The organism is Pseudomonas atagonensis, assembly GCF_011369485.1.
GTDB lineage: Bacteria > Pseudomonadota > Gammaproteobacteria > Pseudomonadales > Pseudomonadaceae > Aquipseudomonas > Aquipseudomonas atagonensis.
The window spans coordinates 73,938-91,564 of record NZ_VXCA01000030.1 but is presented as its reverse complement, the minus strand read 5'-3'; the positions used below and the strand labels follow the sequence as shown (position 1 = coordinate 91,564).

The following is a 17,627-nucleotide window of genomic DNA, read 5'->3' as shown; positions in this document are numbered from 1 at the left end:
TAGCGCAGACTGTGGGGGTTGGGGGGTTTGCCTTGTCTGGGAGGACCTCTTCGGTAGCAAGCCCCCTCCCACAGTAGAACTCTGGTGTATGGAAGACTATCCCCACGCAGGCGTTCCCCTGTGGGAGGGGGCTTGCTCCCGAAGACGGTTTATCAGGCGCCGACGATCCCGCCATCCTCACGGGTAATCGCCATCACCGAAGAGCGTGGCTTGCCGTTCGGCAGATGCTCGGGGAAGGTCGAGCCACCGTTCTCACCCGGATGCTGAATCCCGACAAACAGGGTTTTCTGATCCGGCGAGAAGCTGATCCCGGTGACTTCGCAACCGATCGGCCCGACCATGAAGCGGCGAATCTCACCGGTCTTCGGATCGGCGCAGAGCATCTGGTTATTGCCCATCCCGGCAAAATCCCCGGCATTGCTCGAATCGCCGTCAGTGAGAATCCACAAGCGTCCGGCCTTGTCGAAACCCAGACCATCCGGGCTGTTGAACATGTTCTGCGGGGTGATGTTGGACGAGCCACCTTTTGGCGTGCCGGCGTGCACGCCCGGGTTGCCAGCAACCACGAACAAATCCCAGGCGAACGTCTTCGACGCATGATCGTCGCGGTCGGTGCGCCAGCGCAGGATTTGTCCGTAAACGTTTTTCTCGCGCGGGTTCGGGCCGCCCACCGGTTGCCCGTCTTCGCCGCGCTTGGCGTTGTTGGTCAGGGTGCAATAAACCTGACCATCCTTCGGGCTGACCACGATCCATTCCGGGCGGTCCATGCGCGTGGCGCCGACCACACTGGCGGCGAGGCGAGCGTGAATCAGCACTTCGGCCTGATCGGCGAAACCGCTGCTGGCGTCGATTCCGTTCTTGCCGTGGGTCAGTTCGATCCACTGGCCCTGGCCTTTCGGGTGATCGGGGTTGCTGTCGCCGTTATCGAATTTCGCCACGTACAGCGTGCCGTGATCGAGGATGTCGCGGTTGGCTTTGGCGTTACGGTGGTTGATGCGGTCGCGGCTGACGAATTTGTAGATGAACTCACCACGCTCGTCATCGCCCATGTACACCACGGCGCGGCCGTCATCGGTCTCGGCCAGTGCGGCGTTTTCATGTTTAAAGCGACCCAGCGCCGTGCGTTTGACCGGCGTCGATTGCGGATCAAACGGGTCGATCTCGACCACCCAGCCGTGACGGTTGAGTTCGTTGGGGTTCTTCGCCATGTCGAAGCGCGGGTCATGCGGGTGCCAGTTGATTTCACGGCTGGCAGCCGATACGCCGTAGCGTTTTTGCGCCGGATCGAATTGCTGCTGAGCGTTGCTGCTGCCGAAGCAATCGGTGAAGTTCTCTTCGCAGGTCAGGTAAGTGCCCCACGGGGTTTTACCGTTGGCGCAGTTCTGGAAGGTGCCGAGGACTTTCTTGCCGTGCTTGTCGGCAGCGGTTTTCATCAGATCGTGGCCGGCCGCCGGGCCGCTGATGCGCAACGGCGAGTTGCCGTGGATGCGGCGGTTGTAGCGCGAACCCTGGACGAACTGCCATTGGCCGTTCTTGCGTTGCACCTCGATCACCGACACGCCTTCGCAGGCCAGCGCCTTGCGCACGTCTTCGGCCGATTGCGGCATGCCGCCGTGCGGGTAGAGGTAGCGGTAGTTGGTGTATTCGTTGTTGATCGCCATCAACGCACGGTTACGGTCGTCGGGGAATTCGAACAGGCTCATGCCGTCGTTGTTGTCGCCGAACTGCACTTCCTGAGCGGCGGCGGTGCCATTGCCACTCGGATCGAAGGCCGGGCCGTTCTTGTGCAAGGGCTGGCCCCAACTGATCAGCACCGAAGACTTGTAGCCTTTGGGCAGGCTGATGACGTCTGTGGTCGCCGCGGCAATGCTGTCGAAGCCGAGCAGGCGACTGTTGCCGGCGCTGACGCCAGTGGCGAGCGCACTGCGGCTCAACAGGCTGCCGCCGAGGAACATGGCGGCACCGCACAACGCGCCGGCGCCGATGAAACCGCGACGGCTGAGGCCGACCATTTTTTCCAGGTCGGTGGATTGGTTTTCTTCTAATAGGCTCACATCAGGCTCCCTGCTTGGTTTTGGCAGCAACCTTAATGGGAGGCGATGAAGTTTTTGTTGCAGGGCCTGACTAGAGCGGCGTGCCGATCAAAACGTTAGACGGGGAAAACTGCACTTGCACCGGTTGTTCGAGGGTCAGCCCGCGGGTACGCAGGTCCAGCGGTTCCGCCAGGGCGCAGAGGGTATGGCCATTGGGCAGGGAGATGCGCACTTCACTGGGGCCGTCCTCGGCATCGAGAATCGCCTCGATGGTCCCGTTTAGAATATTGTGACCAGACGTTACAGGTTGGCCGGGTGCGAGCAGTTCAAGCCAGCCTGCCTTGATCAGCGCCACGACCTCGGTGCCCGGTTGCAGCTCCAGATGCACGGTGCTGTCGTGGGTGATCTGCGCGCCGATGCCCAGACCTTCGGCCAGTTCGAGACGGATCAGGTCATTGCGGCCCTGAGCCTCTATCGCGACCACTTTGCCGTGCAATTGATTGCGCGCGCTGGTGCGCAGCATCAAACGCCCGAGCAAATCGAGATCGCTGGCATCTTCCGCCGCTTCCAGCACCTGTGCTTGCAACGCCTGCAGTTTTTGATACAGGCGCAGCACGCGCTCGCCTTCATCCGACAGCTTCGCGCCGCCACCGCCCTTGCCGCCGACCGCGCGTTCTACCAGCGGTTTCTGCGCCAGATTGTTCAGCTCATCGATGGCATCCCACGCGGCTTTGTAACTCAGGCCGGCGCTTTTCGCGGCGCGAGTGATCGAGCCTTGTTCGGCGATGTGTTGCAGCAGGGCAATTCGCTGCGGACGGCGGACGATGTGCTGGGACAACAGGGAAGGCATGGACATGAATGGGGCGCTTTTTTTGTTGAGGCGGTGGGACGTGAAGTTGGCCGCTTGCAACGCGAGAGTCAAGTTCAACACTGATTAACCGCGTGGGAGCGGGCTTGCTCGCGAAGGCGATGTGTCAGCCGGCATTGAGGCCGGGTTTGACGGCCTCTTCGTGGGCAAGCCCGCTCCCACAGGGGGCATGGTGTTGCCTTCAACTTCCGGGTTTCGGCGTTCGGGCCAGGCAGTACACGTCGACTCGCGCGGCGCCTGCAGCCATCAACAATCGCGCGAGCGCTTGTGCTGTGGCGCCAGTGGTCAGCACATCATCGACCAGTGCCAGATGCCGGCCGCGTACCTGAGCCTCAGGCTCAAGGGCAAAGGCACTGCGCAGATTGCGTTTGCGCGCCTTGGCATCAAGCTCTTGCTGGGCACTGGTGTCCTGAACCCTGCGCAAGACATTCTCTTCGCACGGCACATCCAGTTGCTGACTCAACCAGCGCGCGAGCATTGCGGCTTGGTTGAAGCCACGTTGACGCAGGCGTTTGCCCGCCAGCGGTACGGGTAACAATGCCTGCGGGCGCGGCAAGTCTTCTTCGAAGCGATGATGCAGGTATTGGCCGAGAACGTCGGCGAGCAGGTGGCCAAACGGCCATTTTGCATTGTGTTTAAAACGCGTAATCAGACTGTCCACCGGGAAGCCATACATCCAAGGCACCGCGACCGTTTCGAAGGCCGGCGGCTCTAGCAGACACTCGCCACAGGTCAGACCCGGAGCGGGCATTGGCAATGCGCAGGTCAAACATTGCTCGCCGAGCCACGGCAGATCGGTTTCGCAGGCCATGCAGAGTGGTGTTTGCGCGTCGGCGGGTTCATCGCATAACAAGCAGTGGTGTACGTTTTTTAAACAGATGTAAACCTCGCCTTTGTATCGTGGTTGACAGCGCATGACTCTTCCTTAAATATGCCGAACATCCGTGTAGCGCCTGTGGGTATTCGGTTTCCCCAGTCGCCAGTCAAGCATAACCAAGGAAATACCCATGAGCGCGAGCACCACAGCCACCCTGCGTCACGACTGGTCTCTGGCCGAAGTCAAAGCACTCTTCGTGCAGCCATTCAACGACTTGTTGTTTCAGGCGCAAACGGTGCATCGCGCGCATTTCGACGCTAACCGCGTGCAGGTTTCGACCCTGCTGTCGATCAAGACCGGTGCCTGCCCTGAGGACTGCAAATACTGTCCGCAGTCGGGTCACTACAACACCGGCCTTGAAAAAGAAAAGCTGATGGAAGTGCAGAAAGTTCTCGAAGAGGCTGCCCGCGCCAAGGCCATCGGTTCGACCCGTTTCTGCATGGGCGCGGCGTGGAAACACCCGTCGGCCAAAGACATGCCGTACGTGTTGAAAATGGTCGAAGGCGTGAAAGCCATGGGCCTGGAAACCTGCATGACCCTCGGTCGTCTGGATCAGGAGCAGACCGAAGCGCTGGCCAAGGCCGGCCTCGATTACTACAACCACAACCTCGACACTTCGCCGGAGTTCTACGGCAGCATCATCACCACCCGCACTTACAGCGAGCGCCTGCAGACGCTCGCTTACGTGCGTGAGTCGGGGATGAAGATCTGTTCCGGCGGCATTCTCGGCATGGGCGAATCGCTGGACGACCGCGCCAACCTGCTGATCCAGCTGGCCAACCTGCCGGAACACCCGGAGTCGGTGCCGATCAACATGCTGGTAAAAGTCGCCGGCACGCCGCTGGAAAACGCCGAAGACATCGACCCGTTCGACTTCATCCGCATGCTCGCCGTGGCGCGCATCCTCATGCCGCAATCCCACGTGCGTTTGTCCGCCGGTCGCGAGGCGATGAACGAGCAGATGCAGGCCTTGGCGTTCTTTGCCGGTGCCAACTCGATTTTCTACGGCGACAAATTGCTCACCACGGCCAACCCGCAGGCCGACAAGGATATGCAATTGTTCGCGCGTCTGGGCATTCAGCCGGAGGCTCGCGAAGAGCATGCCGATGAAGTGCATCAGGCTGCGATCGAGCAAGCGCTGGTGGAGCAGAAGAGCAGCGAGCAGTTCTATAACGCTGCGGTCTGACCACCACTTGAAATGCAAAACCTTGTAGGAGTGAGCCTGCTCGCGATAGCGGTCTGACATTCACCAATAATGTCGACTGATACACCGCCATCGCGAGCAGGCTCACTCCTACAGGAGATCTGTGTCACTTGAAAGTCGAGGCCTGCATGTCTTTCGATCTCGCCGCACGCCTTGCTGCCCGTCGTGCCGAAAACCTCTACCGCCAGCGACCGCTGCTCGAATCCCCCCAAGGGCCCGAAGTGGTAATCGACGGCCAGCCCTTGCTCGCGTTTTGCAACAACGATTACCTGGGCCTGGCCAATCACCCGCAAGTGATCGAAGCCTGGCGCGCCGGTGCCGAGCGCTGGGGCGTCGGTGGCGGTGCCTCGCATTTGGTGATCGGTCACAGCGGCCCGCATCACGCTCTGGAAGAGGCGCTGGCCGACCTCACCGGGCGCCCGCGAGCGCTGCTGTTCACCACGGGTTACATGGCCAACCTCGGCGCCGTGACGGCGCTGGTCGGGCAGGGCGATACGGTGCTGGAAGACCGCCTCAATCACGCCTCGTTACTGGATGCCGGCCTGTTGTCCGGCGCGCGATTCAATCGCTATCTGCACAACGACGCCGACAGCCTCGCCAAGCGTCTGGAGAAAGCCACCGGCAATACGCTGGTGGTCACCGACGGCGTGTTCAGCATGGACGGCGACCTTGCCGATCTGCCGGCGCTGGCGCGTGAAGCCAAGGCCAAAGGCGCCTGGCTGATGGTCGACGATGCGCACGGCTTTGGACCGTTGGGCGCCAATGGCGGCGGGATTGTCGAGCATTTCGGCTTGGGCCAGGAGGATGTGCCGGTGCTGGTCGGCACCCTTGGCAAGGCGTTCGGCACGGCAGGCGCTTTCGTCGCCGGCAGTGAGGAGCTGATCGAAAGCCTTATTCAGTTTGCTCGCCCGTATATCTACACCACCAGCCAGCCCCCGGCGCTGGCCTGCGCGACATTGAAAAGTCTGGAACTGCTGCGCAGCGAACACTGGCGCCGTGAGCATCTGCAGACGCTGATCCGACAGTTCCGCCACGGCGCCGAACAGATCGGTCTGGAGCTGATGGACAGCTTCACGCCGATCCAGCCGATCATGATTGGCGATGCCGGTCGCGCTGTACGTCTGTCGCAGATGCTGCGAGAGCGCGGGCTGATGGTCACGGCGATTCGTCCGCCCACCGTGCCGACCGGCAGTGCGCGCTTGCGCGTGACCCTGACCGCCGCCCACAGTGAGGCGCAGGTGCAGCTATTGTTAGAGGGACTGGCCGATTGCTTTGCCCGACTGTCGCCGGAGCCAAACCATGCGTAACCGCCTGATCCTGCTGCCCGGCTGGGGCCTCGGTGTTTCGCCGATGGAACCGTTGGCGGCGGCGTTGCAAGGGCTCGACGAGCACCTGAAGGTCGATATCGAGCCGTTGCCAGCGCTGGAATCCAGCGACGTAAAAGATTGGCTCGACGAACTCGATGAGCGCATTCCTCAAGACGTCTGGCTCGGGGGCTGGTCGCTCGGCGGCATGCTCGCCTCCGAGCTGGCGGCGCGCCGTGGCGAACGTTGCTGCGGTTTGTTGACGCTGGCGAGCAATCCTTCTTTCGTTGCCCATGAGCAATGGCCGAGTGCGATGGCGGGTGAGACGTTCGATGCGTTTCTCGCCGGTTGCCAGGCCGATCCGCGTACAACCCTCAAACGCTTCTCGCTGCTTTGTGCTCAAGGCGCGCAAGACCCACGCGGCTTGTCGCGGTTGATGTTGGGTGGTGCGCCGAATACCGCGGCGGCGGCGCTGATGGCGGGGCTGGAATTGCTCGCTCAACTCGACACTCGCGAAGCATTGCAGGCGTTTCGCGGCCCACAGTTTCACCTGTTTGCCGGCCTCGATGGTCTGGTGCCTGCCGAGGTAGCGGCTGCGTTGTTTGCCCTGTTGCCGGATATTGAAATTGGCCTGATCGAACAGGCCAGCCATGCGTTTCTGCTGGAGGACCCGCACGGAGTGGCGGGTGCGATCCAGGCTTTTTTACACGAGAGCGGTGATGACTGATTTGTCTCAAGTTGCGCTGCCTGGCGGCTTGCCGGACAAGCGACAGGTCGCGGCGTCTTTTTCCCGAGCGGCAGCCAGTTACGACAGCGTCGCCGAGTTGCAGCGCGATGTCGGTACACAACTGCTGCAACGTCTGCCGAAGGATTTTGTGCCTGAGCGTTGGCTCGATCTGGGCTGCGGCACCGGTTATTTCACCCGCGCATTAAGCGAACGTTTTGCAGAGGGGCAGGGGCTGGCGCTGGACATCGCCGAAGGCATGCTCAATCACGCCCGGCCGTTGGGCGGTGCCGAGCACTTTATCGCGGGTGACGCGGAACGCCTGCCGTTGCAGGATTCAACCTGCGATCTGATCTTCTCCAGCCTGGCGGTGCAGTGGTGTGCGGACTTCGAAGCGGTACTCCGCGAAGCCTTTCGGGTGCTGAAACCCGGGGGGATTTTTGCATTTGCTAGTCTTTGTACAGGGACGTTGTCTGAGTTGCGCGACAGCTGGCGTCAGGTCGATGGCCTGGTGCACGTCAACCGCTTCCGCGAATTTGCCCGCTACGAGCAACTGTCGGCGGTCAGCGGCTTACGCGCGGTGAGTCTGGAGCAGCAGCCGCACGTGTTGCACTATCCGGATGTGCGCAGCCTGACCCATGAACTGAAAGCGTTGGGTGCGCACAATCTCAATCCCGGACGGCCGGGTGGTTTGACCGGGCGGGCACGGATTCTCGGTTTGGTCGAGGCATACGAGCAGTTCCGTGAGGCGTCGGGATTGCCGGCGACTTACCAGGTGGTCTACGCCGTGTTGGAGAGACCCGTATGAGCGCAGCGTATTTCATCACCGGAACGGACACCGATGTCGGCAAGACCACCGTCGCCGCCGGGCTGCTGCACGCGGCGCGCTCGGCGGGGTTGAGCACGGCGGCGGGCAAACCGGTCGCCTCCGGGTGTGAGGTCACGCCCAAAGGCTTGCGCAATTCTGACGCGTTGGCGCTGTTGGCCGAGTGTTCATTGCCGCTGACGTATCAACAGGTCAACCCGGTGGCGTTCGAGCCGGCGATTGCTCCGCACCTGGCGGCGCGCGAGGCGGGGGTGGCACTGACGGTGCAATCGTTGCTGGCACCGATGCGCGAGATTCTGGCGATGAATGCCGACTTCACGCTGATCGAAGGCGCGGGTGGCTGGCGGGTGCCGTTGGCGGATCAGGATAATTTGTCGGACCTGGCCATCGCGCTGAAGCTGCCGGTGATTCTGGTGGTGGGTGTGCGCCTGGGTTGTATCAGTCATGCCTTGCTCACGGCCGAGGCGATTGCCCGTGACGGGCTGCAACTCGCGGGCTGGGTGGCGAACATCATTGATCCGAAGACGTCACGACTGGAAGAAAACCTCGCAACGCTGGCTGAAAGGATCCCGGCGCCGTGCCTTGGGCGAGTGCCCAAACTCAAGGCCTTGAGTGCAGAAGCGGTGGCTGAACACCTGCAACTGGACTTGCTCGACTGATTTTGCCTATGAACAGGCACTGTGCCATTAGTGTTTTTGACGGGTGTTTTTCTGGCGCCTCTGCTTCAATGGCGGCAATTGATCCTTCCCAGGGATGAGAACCGTTATGGAAATCTCCGGTAACACAGCTTTTTATGCGGGTCTGAGCTCGATTCAGAGCGGCCAGAACCGTGTCGATCAGGCTGCCAGCCAGATTGCCAGCAACACCATCGAACGTTCGGTCACCAGCCAGTCTTCGCAGGCGCAGGTCGATCGGCTGCGTGGTGTTGATCGTGCGCAGCAATCGGATCTGGCAAGTAACATGGTCGAGATGTCTCAGGGCAAGATTCAGGCAGAACTGGGCGTCAAGGTTGCCAAGGCATCCGATGAAATGCTCGGGACGATCATCGATACGTTTGCCTGAATTTTCTCGCTGACAGTCTTCAGAACGCCGCGCCTTGTCGCGGCGTTTTTCGTTGTAAGTCCTTCTCCCTCAACTAATCTTTTTTCAGTGTCTGTGGCTACTTTGAGCACACGGCGTTGCGTTGTGCCCGGGATTTGAAAGTCATGAAGACGAACGGCAAAAGATCGATGCTTGACAACATTTCGGCGTAAACGTATGTTTCAAACAACTGTTTGACCGTCACAACAAATCAACACGGTCGTTCATTCCCGGTTACATCAGCAGAGGTTTATCGCTATGCCTGACTACAAGGCCCCCTTGCGTGATATTCGCTTCGTTCGTGACGAGCTGCTCGGCTATGAAGCGCATTATCAGAGCCTTCCGGCTTGCGCAGACGCGACTCCGGACATGGTTGACGCCATTCTCGAAGAAGGCGCCAAGTTTTGTGAGCAGGTATTGGCACCGCTGAACCGCGTGGGCGACCTCGAAGGTTGCACCTGGAGCGAGTCCGGCGTGAAAACCCCGACGGGCTTCAAAGAGGCTTACAAACAATTCGTCGAAGGCGGCTGGCCAAGCCTGGCCCATGACGTTAAGCACGGTGGTCAGGGTCTGCCTGAATCGCTGGGTCTGGCCGTCAGCGAAATGGTCGGCGAAGCCAACTGGTCGTGGGGCATGTACCCGGGGCTGTCGCACGGCGCGATGAACACCATCTCCGAGCATGGTACCCCTGAGCAGCAAGAAGCCTATCTGACCAAACTGGTCTCCGGTGAATGGACCGGCACCATGTGCCTGACCGAGCCGCACTGCGGCACCGACCTGGGCATGCTGCGCACCAAGGCCGAGCCTCAGGCCGACGGTTCCTACAAGGTTTCCGGCACCAAGATCTTCATCTCGGCCGGTGAACACGACATGGCCGACAACATCGTCCACATCGTACTGGCTCGCCTGCCGGATGCACCGGCTGGCACCAAAGGCATTTCCCTGTTCATCGTTCCGAAGTTCATGCCGAATGCCGACGGTACTGTTGGCGCACGCAACGCCGTGAGCTGCGGTTCGCTGGAACACAAGATGGGCATCCACGGCAATGCCACTTGCGTGATGAACTTCGACGGCGCGACCGGATTCCTGATCGGCCCGGCGAACAAAGGCCTGAACTGCATGTTCACCTTTATGAACACCGCACGTCTGGGCACCGCGCTGCAAGGTCTGGCCCACGCCGAAATCGGCTTCCAGGGTGGCCTGAAATACGCTCGCGATCGTCTGCAAATGCGCTCCCTGACTGGCCCGAAAGCGCCGGACAAAGCTGCTGACCCGATCATCGTTCACCCTGACGTACGCCGCATGCTGTTGACCATGAAGGCATTCGCCGAAGGCAACCGCGCGATGGTGTACTTCACCGCCAAGCAGGTCGACATCGTCAAATATGGCGTGGACGAAGAAGAGAAGAAGAAAGCCGACGCACTGCTGGCCTTCATGACTCCGATCGCTAAAGCGTTCATGACCGAAGTCGGTTTCGAATCCGCCAACCACGGCGTACAGATCTACGGCGGCCACGGTTTCATCGCCGAGTGGGGCATGGAGCAGAACGTCCGCGACAGCCGCATCTCGATGCTGTACGAAGGCACCACCGGTATCCAGGCGCTCGACCTGCTGGGCCGTAAAGTGCTGATGACTCAAGGCGAGGCACTGAAAGGCTTCACCAAGATCGTCCACAAGTTCTGCCAGAACAACGAAGGCAACGAAGCCGTCAAAGAGTTCGTCGCTCCGCTGGCTGCAATCAACAAGGAATGGGGCGAGCTGACCATGAAGGTCGGTATGGCTGCCATGAAAGATCGCGAAGAAGTCGGCGCGGCCTCCGTGGACTACCTGATGTACTCCGGTTATGCCTGCCTGGCTTACTTCTGGGCCGACATGGCACGTCTGGCAGCCGAGAAGCTGGCAGAAGGTACCGGCGACGCGGCGTTCTACACCGCCAAGCTGCAAACCGCGCGCTTCTACTTCCAACGCATCCTGCCACGTACCCGTACTCACGTGGCCACCATGCTGTCGGGCGCCAACAACCTGATGGACATGAAAGAAGAAGACTTCGCACTCGGCTACTAAGCCTTAACGCGGTCTCTTGAAAAAAACCGCTGCTTCCTTGGGGGAGCAGCGGTTTTTTTTTGGCTGAATTTTTTGGCATTGCGAGGGAAAATCCGGTCCTGGCCATCAGGCATAGTGGCCATTAACAATGATTCATTCGTACAGAGGCAAAAAACATCGTTCGATGGCTCAGCAATCAACATTTTCGGCCGTTAAAGAGACTGCGTGTGATCTGTATCACATTGTGTGTGCTTAACTGGCCACATTGCAGGCACAATGCCATCTCTTTGATATGACGGGTCGGAGCTTTACCCTTGCCGCGTTCTTCCGCTGTACGTTTCAGCCATTTTCTACCTTCACTGCTGTTGTTACTCGCGGGGTTGGCGGCTGCGTACGTCAAAGACCTCAACGTGTTCTTCACGTCTCTGTTTAATGTACTGCCGACATTGGTGCTGTTGCTGGGCGGCGCGTACTGCGCGGTTTACCGGCGTCAGCGCGAACTGTTTCTGATGCTTACGGTGTACATCGCCTACTTTTTGCTCGACACCCAGACCGACTATTACCGCGACAACGGCAAGGTGCGCGAAGACGCCGCTGTGGTCTTTCATCTGGTCTGCCTGCTGCTGCCGCTGTTGTTCGGATTGTTCGCCGCGTGGCAGGAACGCACGCACCTGTTTCAGGACATGGTCGCGCGGTTCGCCGTGCTGCTTGCCTTTGGCAGCGTCGCGCTGGGGCTTGAGCAAAGTTACCCACAGGCGTTGCTGATGTGGCTTTCGGAAATCCGCTGGCCGGCGCTGCATGGCGCATGGATGAGCCTGATCCAGCTGTCGTATCCGGTTTTCATCTCGGCGTTCCTGCTGCTGGCCTGGCAGTACTGGCGCAACCCGCGTCCGCTGCACGCGGCGCAACTGGTCGGTTTACTCGGGGTGTTCTGGATGTTGCCGAAAACCTTCATCCTGCCGTTCACCCTGAACATCATGTGCAGCCAGGTGATGCTGATGATCGCCGCCGCCGTCGCGCACGAGGCTTACCAAATGGCCTTCCGCGATGAACTTACCGGTCTGCCGGGGCGCCGCGCACTCAACGAACGCATGCAGCGCCTGGGGCGCAACTATGTGCTGGCGATGAGCGACGTTGACCACTTCAAGAAATTCAACGACACCCACGGCCACGACGTCGGTGACCAAGTGCTGCGATTAGTCGCCAGCAAGCTGTCGAAAATCAGTGGTGGCGGTAGGGCATATCGATATGGTGGTGAGGAATTTGCCCTGGTGTTTGCAGGTAAAACCCTTGAAGAGTGTATGCCGCACCTTGAAGTGATCCGCGAGTCGATTGCCTCCTACAACATCCAACTGCGCAATCAGGAAAACCGTCCGCAGGACGATCAGCAGGGCCGTCAACGTCGCGCCGGTTCCGGTGCTTCCAGCGTTTCGGTCACGGTCAGTATCGGCGTTGCCGAGCGGATCGAGCAGCGCAACCCGGAACAAGTGCTGAAATCCGCCGACGAAGCGCTGTACGCCGCTAAAGGCGCGGGGCGCAACTGTGTGATGGCCTACGGGCAAAACCGTCGCGGCGCGGTGCGCATGGACAGCGCTGCGGGTTGAGTGATGACGGCGCATTCAGCGTCCGCACAATGATTGTGGGGTGTGGTAGCCGGCAGTAGCTTGAAGCGATCTGCTGACGGAGAAGCCACCATGCCTGAGTACAAAGCTCCCCTGCGCGACATGCGCTTTCTGATCGACCACGTCTTCGACTTTCACGCCAACTACGCTGCTCTCGGCGCCCACGACGCCAGCCCGGACATGATCAACGCGATCCTCGAGGAGGGCGCGAAGTTCTGTGAGAACGTACTGGCGCCGCTCAATCGCAGTGGTGACGAAGAGGGCTGCCATTTCGACAACGGCGTGGTGACAACGCCTACAGGCTTCAAGCAAGCCTTCGCACAATACGTCGAGGGTGGTTGGCACGGTCTGGCGGCAGATCCCACCTACGGCGGCCAGGGGCTGCCAGGTTCGCTGGGCCTGGTGATCAGCGAGATGGTCGGCTCCAGCAACACTTCGTGGGGCATGTACCCGGGCCTGACCCACGGCGCGATGTCGGCGATCCACGCCCACGGCACCGCCGAGCAGAAAGAAACCTTTCTGAGCAAACTCACCGCCGGCCAATGGACTGGCACCATGTGCCTGACCGAAGCCCATTGCGGCACCGATCTGGGCATCATCAAGACCCGCGCCGTGCCGCAGGCTGACGGCAGCTACGCGGTCACCGGCAGCAAGATTTTCATCTCCGCCGGCGAACACGACATGAGCGAGAACATCATCCATCTGGTGTTGGCCAAATTGCCGGACGCACCGGCAGGGACCAAAGGCATTTCGCTGTTCATCGTGCCGAAGTTTTTGCCCGATACGGCGGGCGAGCCGAGTGAGCGCAACGGCGTTTCCTGCGGTTCGATCGAACACAAAATGGGCATCAAGGCCTCGGCCACGTGTGTATTGAACTTCGACGGCGCCAAGGGCTTTCTGATCGGCGAGCCGAACAAGGGCCTGAACTGCATGTTCACCATGATGAACCATGCGCGGCTCGGTACCGGCATGCAGGGTTTGTGTCTGGGCGAGGCGAGTTTTCAGGGCGCGATCAAATACGCCAACGACCGCTTGCAGATGCGTGCCCTGACCGGCGCCAAAGCCCCGGACAAACCGGCGGATCCGATCATCGTCCACCCGGACGTGCGGCGCATGCTGTTGACCATGAAAGCCTTCAACGAAGGTAACCGGGCGCTGACCTATTTCACCGCGCAGATGCTCGATGTCGCACACCTGAGCGCGGATGCCGAAGCGCGTCAGGAGGCCGAAGACCTGTTGGCGTTCCTCACGCCGATCTGCAAAGCGTTCATGACCGACACCGGCCTGGAAGTGACCAACCACGGCATGCAGGTGTTCGGTGGCCACGGTTTCATCCGTGAATGGGGCATGGAGCAGTTGGTCCGAGATTGCCGGATCGCGCCGATCTACGAGGGCACCAACGGCATTCAGGCGCTGGATCTGTTGGGGCGCAAAGTGCTCGGCAGCCAAGGCAAGCTGTTGCGCAACTTCACCAAAATCGTCCACAAATTCTGTGCCGCCAACACTGGACATCCGCAGTTGGGCGCCTTCGTTGCGCAGCTCGATGGCCTCAATCAGCAGTGGGGCGAGCTAACCATGAAGGTCGGCATGGCGGCGATGAAAAACCCGGACGAAGTCGGCGCCGCGTCAGTGGATTATCTGATGTACAGCGGTTACATCATCCTCGGCTATCTGTGGCTGCGCATGGCGCTGGTCGCCCAGGCACAGATGGAGTCGGGTGAGGGTGATGGCGATTTCTGTCAGGGCAAACTGGCGACATGCGAGTTTTACTTCAAGCGGTTGTTGCCACGTACTGCGGCGCACCGTGCGGCGATCGAAGCGGGCAGCGATTGCCTGATGAAACTGCCGTCGCAGTTGTTCGCGCTGTAAAACGTCCCTGTTAAACAAAAGAGCCCGCTGATCGCGGGCTTCTTTTTGGTTGACTGTTGGTGACTAAAGATAACAAAACAGTCACTGCCTGACCCTATGTGTCGCAAAAGTTGTTGGGTTACACTCCGGCTCAACGAAAACACCCTTCACGAATAACCTGTTTACATCCTGCGAGGTTTGCCATGGCTGACTACAAAGCGCCGCTGCGCGATATGCGCTTCGTCCTCAATGAAGTGTTCGAAGTCGCCAAACTCTGGGCCGAGTTGCCGGCGCTGGCCGAGACTGTCGACGCTGAGACCGTTGAAGCGATTCTCGAAGAAGCCGGCAAGGTCACCAGCAAAAGCATCGCGCCATTGAGCCGTGCCGCTGACGAAGAAGGCTGCCACTGGGCCGACGGCGCCGTCACCACGCCGGCCGGTTTCCCACAGGCTTATCAGACTTATGCTGAAGGCGGTTGGGTCGGCGTTGGCGGTGATCCGGCCTACGGCGGCATGGGCATGCCCAAAGCTGTTTCCGCTCAGGTCGAAGAAATGGTCAACTCCGCCAGCCTGTCCTTCGGTCTCTACCCGATGCTGACCGCCGGCGCCTGCCTGTCGATCAACGCCCACGCCAGCGAAGAGCTGAAAGCCGCCTACCTGCCGAACATGTACGCCGGCGTCTGGGCCGGTTCCATGTGCCTGACCGAGCCGCATGCCGGCACCGACCTGGGCATCATTCGCACCAAGGCCGAGCCTCAGGCCGACGGTTCCTACAAGGTCAGCGGCACCAAGATCTTCATCACCGGTGGCGAACACGACCTCACCGAAAACATCATTCACTTGGTGCTGGCCAAACTGCCGGACGCGCCGGCAGGCCCGAAAGGCATTTCGCTGTTCCTGGTGCCGAAGTTCATGGTCAACGCCGACGGCAGTCTGGGCGCGCGCAACCCGGCAAACTGCGGTTCGATCGAACACAAGATGGGCATCCAGGCTTCCGCGACCTGCGTGATGAACTTCGACGAAGCCGTGGGTTATCTGGTCGGCGAGCCGAACAAGGGTTTGGCCGCGATGTTCACCATGATGAACTACGAGCGTCTGGGTGTCGGTATCCAGGGCCTGGCCACCGGCGAGCGCTCGTACCAGAACGCCATCGAATACGCCCGCGATCGCCTGCAGAGCCGTTCGCCGACCGGCGCACAGAACAAAGACAAGGTTGCAGATCCGATCATTGTTCACCCGGACGTGCGTCGCATGCTGCTGACCATGAAAGCCTCGAACGAAGGCGGCCGCGCGTTCTCCACCTACGTGGCGATGCAACTCGACACCGCCAAGTTCAGCGAAGACGCCGCCACCCGCAAACGTGCAGAGGATCTGGTTGCCTTGCTGACGCCAGTGGCCAAGGCGTTCCTGACTGATCTGGGTCTGGAAACCACCGTCCACGGCCAGCAGATCTTCGGCGGCCATGGCTACATCCGCGAGTGGGGCCAGGAGCAACTGGTGCGTGACGTGCGCATCACCCAGATTTATGAAGGCACCAACGGCATCCAGGCGCTGGACCTGGTGGGGCGCAAGATCGTCGGCAGCGGCGGGGTGTTCTACAAACTGTTCGCCGACGAGATCCGTCATTTCACCGCGACCGCCAGTTCTGATCTGGGCGAGTTCACCAAGCCGCTGAATGACGCCGTCGATACCCTCGACGAGCTGACGTCCTGGCTGCTGGATCGGGCGAAAAACAACCCGAACGAAATCGGCGCGGCTTCGGTCGAATATTTGCAAGCATTCGGTTACACGGCGTACGCCTACATGTGGGCATTGATGGCCAAAGCATCGCTGGGCAAAGAAACCCAGGACGATTTCTACGCCAGCAAGCTTGGCACTGCGCGCTTCTATTTCGCCCGTCTGCTACCGCGTATTCATTCGTTGAGCGCGTCGGTGAAGGCCGGTAGCGAATCGCTTTTCCTGCTGGATGCGGCGCAATTCTGATGAGGTAACGTCATGTAAGCATTCTCTTACATGACGTGCTGCTGTTCTCCCATATGCGTAGATTGGATCCACAGCTAATCTACATTTCATGGACGTCGCGCAGGAAGCGCAAAGCAACAACACGGACACGTAGGATTCTGCCAGGGTGGCGGAGTGAAATGGATGTCAGGGAAACAGTCTGCAAAGCCCCGCTTCGGCGGGGTTTTCTTTTGCCTGAAGAAAAGTGTTCAGGCCAAGGGATCGAGCGGCGGCGCACGTTTTTCCTCGCGTTCCATCACTTCTTCCAGCAACGTGCGCAACAGCGCCAAAGACGCCTGTTGTCGTTGTACATCGCGACACACCAATCCGACCTTCAGCGGCACCCGTGGCTCGCTCAACGGTTTCCACAACAGATCCTGATCGTCGTACTCCTTCTGCGAACGCCCCGGCAGCACCGTCGCCAGTTTGGTGTGCGGCAGACTGTCGAGAATCCCCACCATGTTGTTCAGCTCGGCTTGCACCTGCGGACGACGACCGAGACTGGCCAGTTGCGCCTGCCAGATCTGGCGGATCTGAAATTCTTCGCCCAACAGCAACATCGGCAACTCGGCCGCCTGACGGATCGAGACCTTCTTGAATTCGCGCAACGGATGATCCGCCGGGATCACCAGTGTCAGTTCATCTTCGTACAACATCACGCCCTGCAGACCGGGCTGACGTGGCGGCAAGTAGCTGATGCCGATGTCCAGCGAGCCATTGAGCAGACGCCGCTCGATCTCCAGTCCCGTCAATTCATAAATCTGCACCACCAGATGCGGTTGCGCCTTGCGCACGCGCTCGAGCATTTGCGGTACCAGACTGGTGTGAACCGTTTGCAGCACGCCAATTGCCAGCGTGCGCAGCGCCTGCCCCTTGAAATTGCCCAGTGCCTCCCGCGCCCGTTGCAAGCCGTCGAGCAATGGCAGCGCGTGGTTGTACAGCGTGTGCGCGGCGAGCGTTGGCAACAGGCGTTTGCTGCTGCGCTCGAAAAGGGTCACATCGAGGTTTTGTTCAAGCTGACGGATCTGCTGCGACAGCGCTGGTTGCGAGATCGACAGGCGTTCAGCGGCTCGGCCGACATGGCCTTCTTCGTAGACCGCGACGAAATAACGCAGTTGTTTGAAATCCATAAGTAATGCTTATCGAAAATGCTGGTAAATCGAAATGGCCTGACGCCTGCAGTGAGCCTAGTCTAACC

The 17,627-nt window shown here is 60.1% G+C and carries 14 protein-coding genes; 10 read left to right on the top strand and 4 right to left on the bottom strand.

Features of this window, described 5'->3' with window-relative positions:
- Window positions 1-152: 152 nt before the first annotated feature.
- The 3 genes from F2P67_RS21450 to F2P67_RS21440 all read right to left on the bottom strand — a co-directional run bounded on the left by F2P67_RS21450 (window position 153) and on the right by F2P67_RS21440 (window position 3,817).
- Entirely contained in the window at window positions 153-2,054 is a 1,902-nt protein-coding gene (locus F2P67_RS21450; RefSeq protein WP_166223375.1) for an alkaline phosphatase PhoX, read from the bottom strand.
- Between the two features lie 70 nt (window positions 2,055-2,124).
- Window positions 2,125-2,889: a TOBE domain-containing protein gene (locus F2P67_RS21445; RefSeq protein WP_166223372.1), complete on the bottom strand. Its 765-nt coding sequence runs from the start codon at window positions 2,887-2,889 to the stop codon at window positions 2,125-2,127.
- 193 nt (window positions 2,890-3,082) lie between these two features.
- On the bottom strand, window positions 3,083-3,817 hold the full coding sequence (locus F2P67_RS21440; protein ID WP_166223369.1) for a ComFC family protein: 735 nt from the start codon (window positions 3,815-3,817) through the stop codon (window positions 3,083-3,085).
- 91 nt (window positions 3,818-3,908) lie between these two features.
- Between F2P67_RS21440 and bioB the strand changes: the two genes are divergently transcribed.
- The 10 genes from bioB to F2P67_RS21390 all read left to right on the top strand — a co-directional run bounded on the left by bioB (window position 3,909) and on the right by F2P67_RS21390 (window position 16,411).
- The gene (gene bioB, locus F2P67_RS21435) at window positions 3,909-4,964 is read left to right on the top strand and encodes a biotin synthase BioB (RefSeq protein WP_103304440.1); all 1,056 of its coding nucleotides are present in this window, start codon (window positions 3,909-3,911) and stop codon (window positions 4,962-4,964) included.
- A gap of 146 nt (window positions 4,965-5,110) precedes the next feature.
- Window positions 5,111-6,289, top strand: coding sequence for an 8-amino-7-oxononanoate synthase (gene bioF / locus F2P67_RS21430; RefSeq protein ID WP_166223367.1), 1,179 nt, complete (start codon window positions 5,111-5,113; stop codon window positions 6,287-6,289).
- The gene (locus tag F2P67_RS21425) at window positions 6,282-7,013 is read left to right on the top strand and encodes an alpha/beta fold hydrolase (RefSeq protein WP_166223364.1); all 732 of its coding nucleotides are present in this window, start codon (window positions 6,282-6,284) and stop codon (window positions 7,011-7,013) included. Before bioF ends, F2P67_RS21425 begins: the two co-directional genes overlap by 8 nt.
- A complete protein-coding gene (gene bioC / locus F2P67_RS21420) occupies window positions 7,006-7,818 on the top strand; it encodes a malonyl-ACP O-methyltransferase BioC (RefSeq protein WP_166223361.1) in 813 nt (270 codons plus the stop codon). Before F2P67_RS21425 ends, bioC begins: the two co-directional genes overlap by 8 nt.
- Window positions 7,815-8,495, top strand: a complete 681-nt coding sequence (gene bioD, locus F2P67_RS21415) for a dethiobiotin synthase (protein ID WP_166223358.1) — start codon at window positions 7,815-7,817, stop codon at window positions 8,493-8,495. The genes bioC and bioD overlap by 4 nt, the downstream gene beginning before the upstream one ends.
- Window positions 8,496-8,601: 106 nt before the next feature.
- On the top strand, window positions 8,602-8,898 hold the full coding sequence (locus F2P67_RS21410; RefSeq protein ID WP_166223355.1) for a pyrroloquinoline quinone biosynthesis protein PqqE: 297 nt from the start codon (window positions 8,602-8,604) through the stop codon (window positions 8,896-8,898).
- Window positions 8,899-9,174: 276 nt separating this feature from the next.
- Window positions 9,175-10,980: a phenylacyl-CoA dehydrogenase gene (locus tag F2P67_RS21405; protein ID WP_166223352.1), complete on the top strand. Its 1,806-nt coding sequence runs from the start codon at window positions 9,175-9,177 to the stop codon at window positions 10,978-10,980.
- Between the two features lie 293 nt (window positions 10,981-11,273).
- Window positions 11,274-12,563 (top strand): GGDEF domain-containing protein, encoded by a 1,290-nt coding sequence (locus F2P67_RS21400; protein WP_166223350.1) that lies wholly within the window; start codon window positions 11,274-11,276, stop codon window positions 12,561-12,563.
- 90 nt (window positions 12,564-12,653) lie between these two features.
- A complete protein-coding gene (locus F2P67_RS21395) occupies window positions 12,654-14,450 on the top strand; it encodes an acyl-CoA dehydrogenase C-terminal domain-containing protein (protein WP_166223348.1) in 1,797 nt (598 codons plus the stop codon).
- A gap of 182 nt (window positions 14,451-14,632) precedes the next feature.
- Window positions 14,633-16,411, top strand: coding sequence for an acyl-CoA dehydrogenase C-terminal domain-containing protein (locus F2P67_RS21390; RefSeq protein WP_166223346.1), 1,779 nt, complete (start codon window positions 14,633-14,635; stop codon window positions 16,409-16,411).
- A 227-nt stretch (window positions 16,412-16,638) separates the two neighbouring features.
- Here the strand turns inward: F2P67_RS21390 and F2P67_RS21385 are convergent, their stop codons facing one another.
- The gene (locus tag F2P67_RS21385; RefSeq protein WP_166223344.1) at window positions 16,639-17,559 is read right to left on the bottom strand and encodes a LysR family transcriptional regulator; all 921 of its coding nucleotides are present in this window, start codon (window positions 17,557-17,559) and stop codon (window positions 16,639-16,641) included.
- Between the last annotated feature and the right edge of the window lie 68 nt (window positions 17,560-17,627).